Here is a 14,303-nt window from a genome sequence, read left to right as displayed (position 1 = left end):
TGTTTTGAAAACCGACTGGAACACAGATCAGTATCTTCAGTTTGAAGATCTTAGGACACGTCCAGCTTATGAGTTACTAAACAGAGTAAGCATTGATCAGCCAAAGAAGGTTGTTGATCTTGGCTGTGGTCCCGGTAATTCAGCAGAGCTTTTGCAGGCAAGGTTTCCGTCTGCTGTTATTTCTGGCGTGGATTCTTCTCCAAACATGCTGGATGAGGCGAAAAAGAGATTACCTGATCTTGCTTTTTCTCTTGATGATATCGCGACTTGGGATCCGTTGGAAAAGGTAGATGTTATTTTTGCCAATGCCTCACTTCAGTGGGTAACCGGGCATCACGAATTGTTTCCACGATTGATGAGATGCCTGAGCAATGGCGGTATTTTTGCCGTGCAGATGCCCGATAACCTATCAGAATCAACCCATGCCCTGATGCGGGAGACTGCAACAGAAGGATCATGGTCAGCGAAGCTGTCGGAAGCAGTAAAATCGCGGGAAACCATTGGCAGTAGTGCGGACTATTATAATTGGCTCACAGATCAATCCGAGATTGTTGATATCTGGCGGACCAGTTATGAACATGTTCTGCCGAATGCAGATGCTATTGTCGATTGGGTTAAATCTACTGGTCTCAGGCCTTTTCTCGCACCACTGAATGATGAAGAAAGACAGGCCTATTTGGAACAGTATCTTGGCAAGATCAAACAGGCTTATAAACCCTTGAACGATGGCTGTGTTCTTTTGACTTTTCCACGATTATTTATCGTTGCCCAAAAGAAACTTTGATAAACTCTCTATATTGATAAACTCTCTATATACTATGCCTTAATCGCAAAGCAGCTAGGCGGCGGGCTATGCAGATTGTCATTGCCCCCGGGTGAGATTCACGTTAGTGAAGGCGCCATTCTTATGAAGAGAGATTGATATGAGCGACGAGAAGAAAAAAACTGACGACCCGATTGCGATTTTTATCCTTGGGGAACTCTACGGGGCTGAGAATGCCGTTAGCCCGGATGCTCTTGCGCGCGCTTATTACAAGCCTCGTGCAAAAAAAGAAGATCGCCCGGATGCCTGGCGCAAGTATCTCCCCGCTGTACGCCAGCAGGCTTTACATTTGGCACGTACAGGTCGGATCAACATTATTCGCAAAGGCGAAGTGGCAGACCCGAAGGCACCGATTAAGGGGTTGTTCAAGCTTGTGGTTGCTTAAGTCGAAAGATTTAAATGATGCGTTTGGCTTAGCTTTTTTAGCGCCAACGAAGATAAGAAACTAAAAGCCCGGGGCTGATTACTCAGTCCCGGGCTTTTTAATGGCTATTTGATAGCGCGAAACTTAGAGAAGATTAGGCTCTTTCAGCCCGTTTTGACGACTGGCAGCGGTCAGTGTGTTGGCAAGCAGACATGCAATTGTCATCGGGCCAACGCCACCTGGAACCGGTGTGATTGCACCGGCGTGTTCCATTGCTTCTGCTGTTGCAACGTCGCCTACGAGTTTGTTTTTGCCATCAATTTCAATGCGGTTAATTCCAACGTCGATAACGGTCGCGCCAGGTTTGATCCAGTCACCTTTGACCATTTCAGGACGTCCAACAGCGGCAACAACAATATCAGCCTGACGAACAACGTCTGGAAGATCTTTGGTGCGGCTGTGCGCGATGGTTACAGTACAGCTTTCCTGAAGCAGAAGCTGAGCCATTGGCTTGCCAACGATGTTGGAACGGCCAACAACTACGGCTGTTTTGCCAGAGAGATCACCAAGATGGTCTTTTAACAGCATGATAGAACCAAGTGGTGTGCAAGGGATCATCGGGGCGCTTGCGCCACGTGCGCCAGTTGCCAAACGGCCAGAGTTGATCACGTGGAAGCCATCAACGTCTTTGTTTGGATCAATGGCATTAATGATTGCGTGGTCATCAATATGATCAGGAACAGGTAACTGAACAAGAATACCATGAACAGCAGGATCGTTGTTGAGCTCTTCAACTTTCGCCAAAAGCTCTTCCTGAGTTGTTTCAGCGGACATTTTGTGCTCGTAAGAATTCATACCTGCTTCAAGGGTCTGTTTGCCTTTACTACGAACATAAACCTGACTGGCAGGGTCTTCACCAACCAGAACAACGGCAAGACCAGGTGTTAGGTCATGATCGTTTTTCAGGCGAGTTACTTCTTCTGCAATACGGCCACGAAGGGTAGCGGAAAATTTTCTACCATCAATAATTGTCGCAGTGGACATCATAGGTCTCCTTGATTGATCCCAGTGTCAATTTTATCCCAATGTCAATTTTATTGGGGTCATAAGCCAAATAAATCCTGTTTGAACTAGGATAAAGCATAGGCAATTCTGACTTCTGTTTTCGTGGTTTTATGGCTTTAGGTCTGGCGATGCAATGACTTATCGCAAGGCAGGATAGGCTTTCTGTTTTGAATCGCGAATTGACTGATCGGATAATCCGGTTAAAGCTCGTCTGAACTCAGGATTTCAACACCTGATTCTCGCATGTGAGTCATGGCCTTAGCCAATGATCCGTCCAAATCAATTGCTCGACAGGCATCGGCAATTACAAAGGTTTCGAACCCCTGCTTGATGGCATCTATTGCTGAATAGTACACACAAAAGTCAGTTGCAAGACCGCAGAGAAAGACTCGTTCTATCTGGCGTTCTTTTAAATACCCGGTGAGGCCGGTCGAGGTTGTTTTATCATTTTCGAAAAAGGCGGAATAGGAATCAATTTCTCTGCGAAAGCCTTTGCGTAATATCAGTTCCAGCGTATTTTTATTCAGATCGCTGTGCAGTGTTGAGCCGTCTTCCCCCTGAACGCAATGATCTGGCCAGAGAACCTGTTCACCATAACTGAGTTCAACTGTTCCGTAGGGGGCTTGCCCTTCGTGAGATGAGGCAAAAGACAAGTGTCCTTCCGGGTGCCAATCCTGTGTTGCAAGTGCGTGGGGAAAGCGGTCAATCAGCTTGTTCACAACAGGCACGATGGCCTCGCCTTCTGGCACAGCCAAGGCGCCACCAGTGCAAAAATCGTTTTGTAGGTCGATGATCAAGAGGGCATCGCGACTACTCAAATTGAGAGAATGTGACATTGTGCGATACCTTCTTTGTTTAAAAGTCAGATTTAAGCTGTTCTAAGCAAAGCTGATGCGGAGGTTAATCAGCACATTCTGTAGGAATATGATGATAAGTAAAAGAACGATCGGGGATAGGTCCATGCCTCCGATACTGGGGATTATGCTTCTGATCGGGCGAAGTGCCGGTTCGGTCAGGCGCCACAGGAATTCCCCGACCATGCTGACAAACTGGTTTTGGGTATTGATCACGTTGAAAGCAACGAGCCAGCTTAAAATAGCCGAGATAATAACGGCCCATTTAAAGAGATCGAGTGCAATAACAAGTACAGTGATCAAAGGCCCCAGAATAATATCCATCGTAAACACATCTCAATCGGTTGGGAGGTTGCTAGCAACATTGAATTAAGAACAGACTACATATCTGCCTGTGTAGATTCAAGCCAAGCGATTACCTCGAAGTTCTTTCCTGCCTTAGAATGGCATTTCTTTGGAGCTAAATAGGACGTTGTAAAGCAAATTACAAGTCGACCCCGTATCTCTTTATCTGTGCTTATTGAATGCACTTAGAGATTAAACATGTACTGATGATATCGCCTTTTTGTTATTGGTTCGTTCTATTTTGATTCATATCTGACGGAGTATTTGCGTCTCGTCATAGGCTTGAGTAAGCTTCTGGTGAGTGCGGTGCAATCTTGTTTGATTTATCAAAGGATTAGTGATGTCTGTTATGGGGCAGGACCGCTCGTTGGAAAGTGTTCGGAAAGCGCTTTCTCACCTTCATGAAAAACTTGGGTTGGATTTCTCTTTTCAGCTTTGGGATGGCTCTCTTATTCCACCCTCTGATGATGACAAGAATAATCTGCGTCTGGCGCTGACAGATAGGACAGTTTTAACAAAATTACTCAGACGGCCAAAGCTAAAGACGGTTATTGATCTCTATCTTTCAGGTGGGTTGGATATTCGCGGGGGCACGCTTTTTGACCTTGCTGAACGTCGCCCAAAGGGCAAAACCAAGAACCTCCTTAAAAGCCTGAATAAGAGCCTGTTACTGCGAAACCTCTTTCCCCTTCTCTTTACACGAACGGATCAACAAAACATCCAACTGGACGGACAGGGCGAGACGTCTGGTAGAGGAAGCAAGCAAAACGATATTGCCTATCACTATGATGTTTCGAACAAATTTTATGAACTCTTTCTTGATCCTGAGATGGTTTACACCTGTGGGTATTTTACGGATTGGTCCAATGATCTTGCGCAAGCACAGCGTGACAAGCTGGATATGATCTGTCGGAAGTTACGTTTGAAACCAGGGGACCGCTTGCTGGATATTGGCTGTGGGTGGGGGGCATTGATCTGCCATGCGGCAACACACTATGGCGTTACCGCTGTCGGGGTTACTTTGTCTGAAGAACAGTTGGCCCTGGCAAAACAGCGTATTAAAGAAAAGGGCCTTGAAGACAAAGTATCGGTTGAGCTCAAGGATTTTCGCTTGTTAGAGGGAACCTTTGATAAAATTTCGTCCATAGGCATGTTTGAACATGTCGGGATAGAGAATCACCGGGAATATTATCTGACGGTTAACCGCCTTTTGGAACTGCGCGGAATTTATTTGCATCACGCGATTACCCGCAGAGGAAAAACCAGCGATGCGAAGTTCAATCGAAAACGTCCTGAATATAACTCTATGCTCAAATACATTTTCCCGGGCGCGGAAGTTGATCATATCGGTATGACCGCGAGAAATCTTGAAGCACATGGTTTCGAGGTTCATGACGTCGAAGCATGGCGCGAGCATTACGCCAGAACAACAGAGCTGTGGGCACGTCGTTTGATCGAGAGAAGAGAGGAAGCGATTGCAGAAGCTGGTGAAGAACGCTACCGCCTCTGGGTGCTTTATCTCACCGGGGTATCCTTAGCCTTCACACGGGGGACACTGAATATTTTCCAAACCGTTGCGACCAAAAGAACCAAAGGGCTTTCCGGGATGCCCCCAACACGATCTGATCTCTACGAAAAAGGCCATGGTTAGGATCACCCTACTTTGGAAAAGACTAGCCTTGAAATTGTACATGGCGCGAAGCGTCAAAAAAGATCCCGAGTGATACGGTGATCACTCGGGATAAAAGAAGCTTAAGCCAGGACGGGAATCCGACTTAAGCCCGCTGGAAATCGTAAAGTTTTCCGAGATTTAAAATGTCGGTCAATTCTTCAAGTGCTGTACGCACTTCATGTAGAAGCGCAGGGTCTTTGATATCATCGGGTGAAAGTTCATCTCGATAGTGTCTGGAAACCCATGCCTTTAGATCTTCGTAAAGTGCGTCATCAAGCAGGACACGTGCGCCCAGATTGCTTAAATCATCATCACTGAGGACAACACGCAATCTAAGGCATGCAGGACCGCCACCATTTTTCATGGACTGGCGAAGGTTGAAGAATTCGACATTGCTGATGGCACCGTCTTGTTGAACAAGATCCTCCAGATATTTTTTTACCCGTGGATTTTCCTGACACTCAATAGGCGCGATCAGTGTCATGGCGTTACTGCCACTGCCTGAAGGTAAAATTAGCTGGCTGTTGAAGAGGTAACTTTGCACAGCATCTTCAACAGAGACCTGATTATCGGGTACCTCGACAAAAATCATATCGCCGTTTGGCAGTTTTCTGTTGAGCTCTTCTTTCACAGTATCGGTATTGAGGAAAGCTTTCTCGTGGTGGAACAGAACACGTCCATTGCCAACCGAAATAACATCGTTATGGAACACACCTTGATCAATCACATCGGGATTTTGCTGTGCATAGACGACCCGGTCTTCGGATAGGCCGTGGAGACGGGCAACAGCCTGACAGGCTTCCAATGTTTGCCGGGCCGGGAATTTTTTTGGACCGGGTGCGCCTTTACGTAGGGCTTCAACACCATAGACAAAGAACTCGACACCGGGATCACCATAGTTGTCACAAAAGCGAGTATGGTTTGCAGCGCCTTCGTCCCCAAAGTGATGGCTACCGTGCAGGGCAGGATGATGGGCAAAGCGGCTTTCATCGGCAAAGATGGTCTGCAATGTACGCCCGGTTGTCGGGTGCTCGATGGAACGATGAAACATCGAGATCAGATTTGCAGGGGTGAAGTGTGTTCTGCCGTCCTTTGTATCCGGGCGTGGCGATACCGTACCTGCATTTGCAACCCACATTGAAGAGGCAGAACAGGTGCCTGCAAAGAGAGCCGGGTTTTCCTCTGCCGCTTTCGTGAGGATATCGCTTTCGTTGCCTCTGTAACCCAAGCCGCGAAGCGTTGGCAGATGAGGGCGTTCCTGCGGCGGTAAAACACCCTGCTTCATGCCCATATCTGCCAAGGCCTTCATTTTCTCCAACCCTTGCAAGGCAGCACCTTTGGGACTTGAAGTTCCTTTGGCTGACTTATCGGATGCTATGTTGCCATAGGAAAGGCCCGCAAAGTTATGTGTCGGGCCCACAAGGCCGTCAAAGTTAACCTCGTAATAAGTCATCGGCTTATCCTTGATCTTTTAGGGTGATGCCGGGTGTTAGCTGCGCAGGCACGTTAAGCGTATCGGCCTCGAGAGAAGCAACAGGATAGGCGGCATAATCTGCGGCATAGAAAGCACTTGGGCGATGATTGCCACTGGCGCCGACACCCCCAAAAGGTGCTGATCCGCTAGCGCCTGTCAGTGGACGGTTCCAGTTGACGATACCGGCACGACTTTCGACCCAGAATTTTTCCCAAAGGTCTTTGTTGTCGGTTAAAATACCAGCCGAAAGGCCAAAGCGGGTGTTGTTAGCGACAGCAATGGCTTCGTCAAAATCAGCAACGCGGATGATCTGAAGGAGGGGCCCAAAGTATTCTTCGTCGGGAAGATCTTTAATGGACGTTACATCGATAAGACCGGGCGTTAAAAATGGCTTGCCGTCATAAAGTCGTTCCAGGCGCTTGATAACTTTACCACCCAATTTCTCAAGATTTTCCTGTGCGGCCAGAATGCCGTCTGCTGCGGCGTTGGAAATCAAAGATCCCATAAAGGGCGGATTTTCCTGATCATCCTGTCCGACTTTGATGCCATCGATTTGTGAAGACAGTGTTTCGATAAACTGGTCGCCTTCTGTCCCCGTTGGGACGATCAACCTGCGAGAACAGGTGCAACGTTGCCCCGAGGTGACATAGGCCGACTGTATAGTGTGATACGCAGCCGCTTTGTGATCGCTTGCTTCCAGAACAACCAGCGGATTGTTTCCGCCCATTTCCAGAGCCAGAATTTTACCTGTCTTACCTGCATATTGGCGGTGTAGGAGTTCACCTGTTGCAGAGCTACCAGTAAAGAACAGGCCATCAATGCCGTCGTGTCCGGCAAGAGCGATACCCGTTTCCTTGGCACCTTGCACCAGATTGAGAACACCAGCAGGTAATCCGGCATCATGCCATGCCTGCATCATAACCTCGGCAACCATCGGGGTCAGGTCACTGGGTTTGAAGACGATGGTATTCCCGGCAATCAAAGACGGGACGATGTGACCGTTTGGAAGGTGGCCTGGAAAATTATAGGGGCCGAATACGGCGACAACGCCATGAGGTTTGTGACGCAGAGTTGCTTTCAGACCTTCGCCCATTTGATTCTCATGGTCGCCAGTACGCTTTTCAAAGGCGTCGAGAGAGAGGGCAACTTTGCCAATCATTGCGGCGGCTTCGGTTTTGGTTTCCCAAAGCGGTTTGCCAGTTTCCATTGCGATTGCAACAGCGATATCTTCCTGACGCTCTTTGAGGAGATCCCGGTATTTTGTGATGATTTCAATGCGACTGTCTAATGAGGCAAGCGCCCATCCACGCAGCGCAGAATGTGCCGCGATAATGGCATCGTTTACATCCTCTGCTGTTGCTGAGGCCGCTTGCCAGATGACTTCGTTGTTTGCAGGGTTGGTAGAGGAAAGGACACTCCCCTTGCCATCGCGCCACTCGCCATTGATGTAAAGTTTCTGTGCTAGGCTCATGACTTTTTCTCCCGGAATTTTACGTAACGTACTTCGTCGCCCTCTTTCAGGCGGAGCGCGTCGATGGTTTCTTGTGTAAGTTTGATGGATTGCGTGTCGTCCAACTCTGCGGGTTGAAGACACATGCGATAGGCATCAATATTTGCATTACTGATCATAAAGAGATTTGATTGATCTTCTGCTACAGGCTGTTCTTTTGTACCGTTAACGGTGGCAACTCGACTTGATTGCAGCGTTTTGATGTTTCTGGTTGGCACCTCTACAGATGGACCGCCGTCAAAAACATCGACATAACCGTTGAAGTTAAAGCCTTCTTTTTCCAGCAAACGCAAAGCCGGACTGGACGATTCATGAGGCTTGCCGATAACTTCCTGAGCTTCGTCCGGTAACAGGTCGATATAGATTGGGTACTTGGGCATCAAATCTGAAATGATCTGAGTTCCCTTGACCGAAGAAATCTTGTCTGCATTTTCAAAGGCTATGCCAAAGAACTTACCGCCGAGATGATTCCAGAAGGGGGACGAACCGTCTTTGTCCTGCCAGCCGCGCATTTCGGCCATCACCATATCGCCAAAACGATCGGGGAAGTCTGCCAAGGTGAGATAGCGACATCTGGAAAGGAACTGACCGATACCGGGCTGACGGTATTCTTTGGAAAGATAAAGCGACCCGATTTCGGTTGCGCCTGTGTAATCGTTAACCAATAGCATAACCTTCATCTTGCGGGTTGTTTCCAACTCGGATGAGGCGTTGACGAGCGTTGATATTTTGTAAGAATAAAAAGGATGTTTTAACCCGACTCCGGCATAGAGAGCGGTCGTACCAACGGCTTTTTGAGTTTTGGTGTCTTCAAGAACCATAAAATAGATTTCACCCTGAGGTCCCATTGCCGGGGCCTTGAAGCTTGCCTCGGAACGGGTGAGCTTTTCAAGCCAGGCGCCTTCGTTGGCTGGCATGGATGTCATGCCTGTTCCCACAGCGTGGGACAAATCCATAAGATCGCCGAGATCACTTTGTCGAGCTGGTCTGATAATTAACATTGGGACGTTTTCCCCGGATCTGTCAGCCGAATTAGGCTGTGGTTGTACGGTCGGGCCAAGTTGCTTCGCCCGCTGCCAGTTTAAAGAGCAGGAGAGCAGAAAGTTTGGCGCGTTCACTCAGGCTGTCGATCAGCAGAAATTCATCTGTACTGTGAATTGCGCCGCCACGAACACCGAGGGTATCTATATTTGCAAGACCGGCAGCGGCGAGGTTATTTCCATCGCAACACCCGCCTGTCGCTTTTGCCTCTGTTGAAAGGCCCAGATCATCTCCGCAGCTTTTTAGCAGGGAAAAGAGTTGCTGGTGGGCCTTGTCCATGACTTTTGGCTGTCGTCCAAAGGAACCATGGAGTTCAAGTGAAATGCCATCGGCTTGGCTGATATCACTTATGATTTGTTGTAGTTGCTTTTCTGCCCACGCTTGCCCTTCCGGGCTTGGGACACGAATGTTAAAACGACACAGCACAAAGTCGGGAACCACATTATTCGGGCCACCGCCTGTTAGCTTGGCAACGTTGATGGTTACACCATCCATCTGTCCGTTTAGGCCATCCAGCAGTGAGATTGCCCGGGCGAGGGCTGCGATCGCATTCCTGCCGAGGTGATGTTCTCGCCCGGCATGGGCTGCACGACCACGGGCAATCAGGGTAAAGTTTCCGCTGCCTTTTCGTGCGCCAGCCAATGTGCCATCGGCCAGTGCCGGTTCAAAGATCATGCCGACATCGGCGGCTCTGGCGGCTTGATCCAGATGTTCTGCCGATGCAAAAGAACCGATCTCTTCATCAGGATTAATAATAACCTGCCAGCCGATATTGCCTGCATAGGGGCTGCGCTCAAGAGCCTGTAAGGCCGTGAGCATAACAACAATTCCGCCCTTCATGTCAGCAACGCCGGGACCATTGATGGTGTTTTCATCAAGCTTGGTGCAGTGCTGAAAGCTATGGTCTTTGGGATAGACTGTATCACTGTGACCAACCAGAAGAATGCGGCGATTGGCGTTTGGCCATTTTGTCAGGCGAAGCAGAGGACCGCTTTCGCTCTCGACAACCTCACCATTATCGAGAACATCTGTGCGTGATGGCAACTCAAGGCGTTCTTCTTCTGCACCTAATGAGGATGCAAAATCGGAAAGTCGGTCGATGACCTTTTCAATTCCCGGAATATTCGCGCTTCCAGAATTGATCTCACTTAGCGCCAAAACTTCAGAAAGCATATTGTCCTGTTGCGCATCGATCCATTCGAGCAAAGGAACATAAGTCATCGACCGGTTTTCCTTAGGCTGTCAGTTTTGTACAAACACGATCAAGAATTTCGATCGCTGTATCCAACTCGTCATTCGTTACGTTGAGCGGAGGGAGGAAGCGGATCTGATTGTCGCCAGATTTTGCGCAGAGCATACCTTCGTTTCTAAGCTCAAGCAGTACATCGCCATTTGGAATTGCACATTTGAGACCGATCATCAGGCCAAGACCGTGAACGGAAACCAGAGCTTTCGGATGTTTTGCGATGAGTTCTTCAAGCTGGGCGCGCACTTTGTTTGACTTCTCTGTAACGGATGCGAGGAAGCCATCTTCCATCAATAGGTCCATAACAGCATTCCCGACTGCACCAGCAAGAGGGTTGCCACCATAGGTGCTGCCGTGTGTGCCGAAGATCATTGCTTCTGCCGCTTTGTCATTTGCGAGACAGGCGCCAAGCGGGAAGCCACCGCCAATACCTTTGGCAAGGGACATAACATCAGGTTCAATTCCTGACCATTCATAGGCAAAAAGTTTGCCTGTACGGCCCATGCCACACTGAACTTCGTCAACCATCATCAGAATGTCGTGCTTGTCACAAAGCGCGCGAATGCCTTGAAGGTATTCGGCTGTACCCGGGCGAATACCGCCTTCGCCCTGAACAGGTTCAAAGATGACGCCAGCTGTTTTGTCAGTGATTGCGGCTTCCAGCGCTTGCAGATCACCAAAAGGAACCTGATCGTAACCTTCATCTTCCATCAGGAAGCCAGCTGTATGCGCAGGGTTTCCTGCCGCAGCAATCGTGCCGAGTGTACGACCGTGGAAGGCGCTGGACATACCAATAATACGCTTACGTTCCGGATGACCTTTGGCCTCTTGATATTTTCGTAGGATTTTCAGGCCACACTCATTGGCTTCCGCGCCTGAGTTGCTAAAGAAAACCTTTGATGCAAAAGAGTTATCTGTCAGGCGTTTTGCCAAGGTTTCGGATTGTGTAACTCGGAACATGTTTGAGCAGTGCCAGAACTTATCAGCCTGATCTTTTAGCGCAGCAACCAGGTGAGGGTGCGCGTGGCCAAAGGCGCAAACTGCAATCCCACTGTAAAAGTCGAGATATTTTGTACCATCTTCTGCGTAAAGCCAGGTTCCTTCACCTTTTTCAAAGGCGATGTTTGGCGGGTTATAGGTGGTCATCATGGCTTCGCGGCCAGGAAGAACGTTAGACATTGTGTACTCCTTTGGTGGATCTTAGCCTGATATTTAATCAGGCGTCCCAGTGTATTACCTGTGTATTACGCATTGTTTGGCGACTTTATTGGTGATGGATTTTCTGTCGCCTTTGTTTCTCTCAGTTAAATAAGCTTATCGCAGAATCTGCCGAAGGTCTTATCGAAGTCGATCTATTTAACTGCAGATACTGCGGTTTAAATGAGTTATACCGAATTATATTTTGTTTTGTTATTCGCAATGAATATTTATAGGTTTTTCTAGAATTTTGATTAGCCTTCATATCTGATATATAGAGAAAATAAGGATTTATAGAGTATTGTTTTCTGTGTAATTAAAATGAAACTGTATTTTATAAGGTATGAATTGGTAAAGATAAGGCCTGTATATGTCGTTTAGTCAGCAATTGGATCGAATAGATCAAAAGATTCTTTCGATTCTTCAGCAAGAAGCTCGTATAACCAATCAGGATTTGTCGGATAGAGTGAACTTGTCCCCAAGTTCTTGCTTGAACAGAGTACGTAAATTGGAAGAGCGCGGCTTTATCGGTCCCTATTTCGGGATGATTGATCTGGAACGAGTTTGCCGATCTGTCATGGTGATTGCGACTGTCACCCTCAAGGACCATAGCCGGGATCAATTCAAAGCGTTTCAGGACTATGTGCAAAAAATCCCGGAAGTGGTCGAGTGCTATATGGTCAGTGGATCTTTTGACTTTTGCCTACGGATCGTAGCCCCCGATATGGGGCGATACAATGAAATTAACGATTATCTATTGGACGCCACTGACACGCCGGGGGTGATGAATATTAGTAGCCACGTCGTTTTGAACACATCCAAGCATTTTTCCGGCTATCCGATTGAAAAGCTTCTCTAGATGTTCTTATGGTGATCCGCATAGGCTACAGGCGGGGTCGCGTTTGGTTTTCATTTTATGGAATGATGTCCCCAGAGAATCATAGAGTAACAGACTATTACTCATGCTCTCACCTATTCCCAGTAATTCTTTGATGACTTCGACGGATTGCAGGCTACCCATCGTACCGGCGAGTGCACCGAGGACACCGACATCTGCACAACTGCCTTTTTCTGCGATCTGTTCGTCTCCAAAAAGGCAACGATAACAAGGCTTGTCGCCGTCTTCAAAAGCTCTGAAAGTTGTCAACTGTCCGTCAAAGCGCATGATTGCGGCAGAGACCAGAGGGACCTTTTGCCGATAGCAGGCATCATTGACGAGATAGCGGGTGTTGAAGTTATCACAGCCATCGGCCACCAAATCATACTGGCCCACCAGATCATCAATGTTGTCTGAATTAAGACGGAAGTGGTGAGGTTGAATATCTATATCCGGATTGATGGCGGTTAGACGGATCTTTGCAGATTGTACTTTAGGGCGATCGATTTGATTTGTATCGTGCAGGATCTGGCGTTGCAGGTTTGACAGATCAACAACGTCATCGTCGACAACTCCGATTGTACCGATGCCTGCAGCCGCAAGATAGAGCAAAAGAGGAGAGCCGAGCCCTCCGGCACCGATCACGAGAATTTTGGAGCGAAGAAGTTTCAGCTGCCCTTCTTCGCCCACTTCCGGAAGCACAAGATGTCGGGCATAACGATTAATCTGATCATCGGTTAGCTCGTCTTCCAACTGTTCACTCACGTTTCAGGTTTCCGTTCGCTTTTTACGCACTATTGTCAAGGTGCGTCTTGTTCCTCTGGCCTAAGCCTTCAGGTCGTTAGTTGTTTTCGAAAAGATCTGTGCTGAGATATCTTTCAGCAAAGGAAGGCAGAATGGTGACAATTTTTTTGCCCATCATTTCCGGTCTGCCGCCAATTTCAAGCGTTGCGGCCAGTGCAGCACCGGAAGAGATTCCAATGGGTAAGCCTTCGAGGGCCGCCGCCTCCCGGGCTGTTCTGAAGGCCGTATCATTTCCGATCCGAATGATTTCATCTATCAGCCCGGTGTCGAGAATACTTGGAATGAAACCTGCGCCGATACCCTGAATTTTATGAGGTCCGGGTTGCCCACCGGAAAGAACCGGACTGTCTTCCGGCTCGACTGCGACCATTTTGACTTCCGGATTTAGTTCTTTGAGAATAGCGCCAACACCCGTCAAGGTACCCCCAGTACCAACACCACAAACAACCATATCAACCTGACCCGCAGTATCATGCCATATCTCTTCGGCTGTTGTGATTCTGTGGATTGCCGGATTGGCTTTGTTCATAAATTGTTGAGGCATTACCGCTTTGGGCAATTCTTTGACCAATGCTTCGGCACGAGAAACCGCGCCGCTAATCCCCAATGCGCCGTCCGTGAGAACCAGTTCCGCGCCGAGATAGCGCAGCATTTTGCGACGTTCGGCAGACATGGTTTTGGGCATTGTCAGGATCAGCCTGTAACCTTTTGCCGCACACACAAAGGCAAGGGCGATACCTGTGTTGCCGCTGGTTGGCTCGATGATAACGGTATCTTTGTCCAGCTCACCGGATTCTTCCAATGCTTCAATCATGGCAAAACCAATACGATCTTTGATGGATGCCAGTGGATTAAAGAATTCACACTTTCCGAGTATTTCGGCCCCTGAACCATGGGCGTCGGCAAGCTTTTGCAAGCGCACAAGAGGTGTCGCACCGATTGTATCAAGGATAGAATCGTACACTTTGCCTCGGAAAGAGGAAGATAAGGTGTTGTTTTTGGTCTTCATGGTTTCTCGCTATACGACCCCC

The 14,303-nt window shown here is 48.3% G+C and carries 14 protein-coding genes; 4 read left to right on the top strand and 10 right to left on the bottom strand.

Annotated features, from left to right (window positions below; genetic code table 11):
• The first annotated feature begins 4 nt into the window (after window positions 1–4).
• Both tam and WH96_RS09355 read left to right on the top strand, forming a co-directional pair.
• Window positions 5–784, top strand: coding sequence for a trans-aconitate 2-methyltransferase (tam, locus tag WH96_RS09360; RefSeq protein WP_047763908.1), 780 nt, complete (start codon window positions 5–7; stop codon window positions 782–784).
• Between the two features lie 139 nt (window positions 785–923).
• Complete coding sequence (locus WH96_RS09355) at window positions 924–1,208, top strand: DUF3253 domain-containing protein (RefSeq protein ID WP_047763907.1); 285 nt, start codon at window positions 924–926, stop codon at window positions 1,206–1,208.
• A 123-nt stretch (window positions 1,209–1,331) separates the two neighbouring features.
• Here the strand turns inward: WH96_RS09355 and folD are convergent, their stop codons facing one another.
• The 3 genes from folD to WH96_RS09340 form a co-directional block, all read right to left on the bottom strand.
• Window positions 1,332–2,231: a bifunctional methylenetetrahydrofolate dehydrogenase/methenyltetrahydrofolate cyclohydrolase FolD gene (gene folD, locus WH96_RS09350; RefSeq protein WP_047763906.1), complete on the bottom strand. Its 900-nt coding sequence runs from the start codon at window positions 2,229–2,231 to the stop codon at window positions 1,332–1,334.
• Between the two features lie 221 nt (window positions 2,232–2,452).
• The gene (gene pncA, locus WH96_RS09345) at window positions 2,453–3,088 is read right to left on the bottom strand and encodes a bifunctional nicotinamidase/pyrazinamidase (RefSeq protein ID WP_047763905.1); all 636 of its coding nucleotides are present in this window, start codon (window positions 3,086–3,088) and stop codon (window positions 2,453–2,455) included.
• A gap of 42 nt (window positions 3,089–3,130) precedes the next feature.
• Window positions 3,131–3,430, bottom strand: coding sequence for a YggT family protein (locus WH96_RS09340; protein WP_047763904.1), 300 nt, complete (start codon window positions 3,428–3,430; stop codon window positions 3,131–3,133).
• Window positions 3,431–3,791: 361 nt separating this feature from the next.
• Here WH96_RS09340 and WH96_RS09335 point away from each other — a divergent pair, with 361 nt between their 5' ends.
• On the top strand, window positions 3,792–5,102 hold the full coding sequence (locus tag WH96_RS09335) for an SAM-dependent methyltransferase (protein ID WP_082130409.1): 1,311 nt from the start codon (window positions 3,792–3,794) through the stop codon (window positions 5,100–5,102).
• A gap of 124 nt (window positions 5,103–5,226) precedes the next feature.
• Here WH96_RS09335 and astB read toward each other — a convergent pair whose 3' ends face one another.
• The 5 genes from astB to WH96_RS09310 are packed head-to-tail and all read right to left on the bottom strand — an operon-like array spanning window position 5,227 to window position 11,573.
• Window positions 5,227–6,576 carry an N-succinylarginine dihydrolase gene (astB, locus tag WH96_RS09330; protein WP_047763903.1) on the bottom strand — a complete coding sequence of 450 codons (1,350 nt, stop codon included), beginning with the start codon at window positions 6,574–6,576 and terminating at the stop codon, window positions 5,227–5,229.
• A gap of 4 nt (window positions 6,577–6,580) precedes the next feature.
• Window positions 6,581–8,068, bottom strand: a complete 1,488-nt coding sequence (gene astD, locus WH96_RS09325; protein WP_047763902.1) for a succinylglutamate-semialdehyde dehydrogenase — start codon at window positions 8,066–8,068, stop codon at window positions 6,581–6,583.
• On the bottom strand, window positions 8,065–9,108 hold the full coding sequence (locus WH96_RS09320) for an arginine N-succinyltransferase (RefSeq protein WP_047763901.1): 1,044 nt from the start codon (window positions 9,106–9,108) through the stop codon (window positions 8,065–8,067). The genes astD and WH96_RS09320 overlap by 4 nt, the downstream gene beginning before the upstream one ends.
• Before the next feature lie 31 nt (window positions 9,109–9,139).
• Entirely contained in the window at window positions 9,140–10,369 is a 1,230-nt protein-coding gene (locus WH96_RS09315) for a hydrolase (protein WP_047763900.1), read from the bottom strand.
• Between the two features lie 13 nt (window positions 10,370–10,382).
• The gene (locus tag WH96_RS09310; protein WP_047763899.1) at window positions 10,383–11,573 is read right to left on the bottom strand and encodes an aspartate aminotransferase family protein; all 1,191 of its coding nucleotides are present in this window, start codon (window positions 11,571–11,573) and stop codon (window positions 10,383–10,385) included.
• A gap of 388 nt (window positions 11,574–11,961) precedes the next feature.
• Here WH96_RS09310 and WH96_RS09305 point away from each other — a divergent pair, with 388 nt between their 5' ends.
• On the top strand, window positions 11,962–12,450 hold the full coding sequence (locus tag WH96_RS09305; protein WP_046508735.1) for an Lrp/AsnC family transcriptional regulator: 489 nt from the start codon (window positions 11,962–11,964) through the stop codon (window positions 12,448–12,450).
• 6 nt (window positions 12,451–12,456) lie between these two features.
• Here WH96_RS09305 and WH96_RS09300 read toward each other — a convergent pair whose 3' ends face one another.
• Window positions 12,457–13,233, bottom strand: coding sequence for a HesA/MoeB/ThiF family protein (locus WH96_RS09300; protein WP_156176764.1), 777 nt, complete (start codon window positions 13,231–13,233; stop codon window positions 12,457–12,459).
• 76 nt (window positions 13,234–13,309) lie between these two features.
• Entirely contained in the window at window positions 13,310–14,281 is a 972-nt protein-coding gene (gene cysK / locus WH96_RS09295) for a cysteine synthase A (RefSeq protein ID WP_047763898.1), read from the bottom strand.
• Window positions 14,282–14,303 lie beyond the last annotated feature (22 nt).

This window comes from Kiloniella spongiae (assembly GCF_001026905.1).
Taxonomy (GTDB): Bacteria; Pseudomonadota; Alphaproteobacteria; order Kiloniellales; family Kiloniellaceae; genus Kiloniella; species Kiloniella spongiae.
The sequence above is the reverse complement of the archived record's forward strand: the minus strand, read 5'-3'. Positions and strand labels throughout refer to the sequence as shown.

Bases quoted from the DNA above. Each gene is read 5' to 3' on its own strand.
- WH96_RS09355 (WP_047763907.1), top strand. From the start codon at position 924: ATGAGCGACGAGAAGAAAAAAACTGACGACCCGATTGCGATTTTTATC.
- folD (WP_047763906.1), bottom strand. From the start codon at position 2,231: ATGTCCACTGCGACAATTATTGATGGTAGAAAATTTTCCGCTACCCTT.
- pncA (WP_047763905.1), bottom strand. From the start codon at position 3,088: ATGTCACATTCTCTCAATTTGAGTAGTCGCGATGCCCTCTTGATCATC.
- WH96_RS09340 (WP_047763904.1), bottom strand. From the start codon at position 3,430: ATGGATATTATTCTGGGGCCTTTGATCACTGTACTTGTTATTGCACTC.
- WH96_RS09335 (WP_082130409.1), top strand. From the start codon at position 3,792: ATGTCTGTTATGGGGCAGGACCGCTCGTTGGAAAGTGTTCGGAAAGCG.
- astB (WP_047763903.1), bottom strand. From the start codon at position 6,576: ATGACTTATTACGAGGTTAACTTTGACGGCCTTGTGGGCCCGACACAT.
- astD (WP_047763902.1), bottom strand. From the start codon at position 8,068: ATGAGCCTAGCACAGAAACTTTACATCAATGGCGAGTGGCGCGATGGC.
- WH96_RS09320 (WP_047763901.1), bottom strand. From the start codon at position 9,108: ATGTTAATTATCAGACCAGCTCGACAAAGTGATCTCGGCGATCTTATG.
- WH96_RS09315 (WP_047763900.1), bottom strand. From the start codon at position 10,369: ATGACTTATGTTCCTTTGCTCGAATGGATCGATGCGCAACAGGACAAT.
- WH96_RS09310 (WP_047763899.1), bottom strand. From the start codon at position 11,573: ATGTCTAACGTTCTTCCTGGCCGCGAAGCCATGATGACCACCTATAAC.
- WH96_RS09305 (WP_046508735.1), top strand. From the start codon at position 11,962: ATGTCGTTTAGTCAGCAATTGGATCGAATAGATCAAAAGATTCTTTCG.
- cysK (WP_047763898.1), bottom strand. From the start codon at position 14,281: ATGAAGACCAAAAACAACACCTTATCTTCCTCTTTCCGAGGCAAAGTG.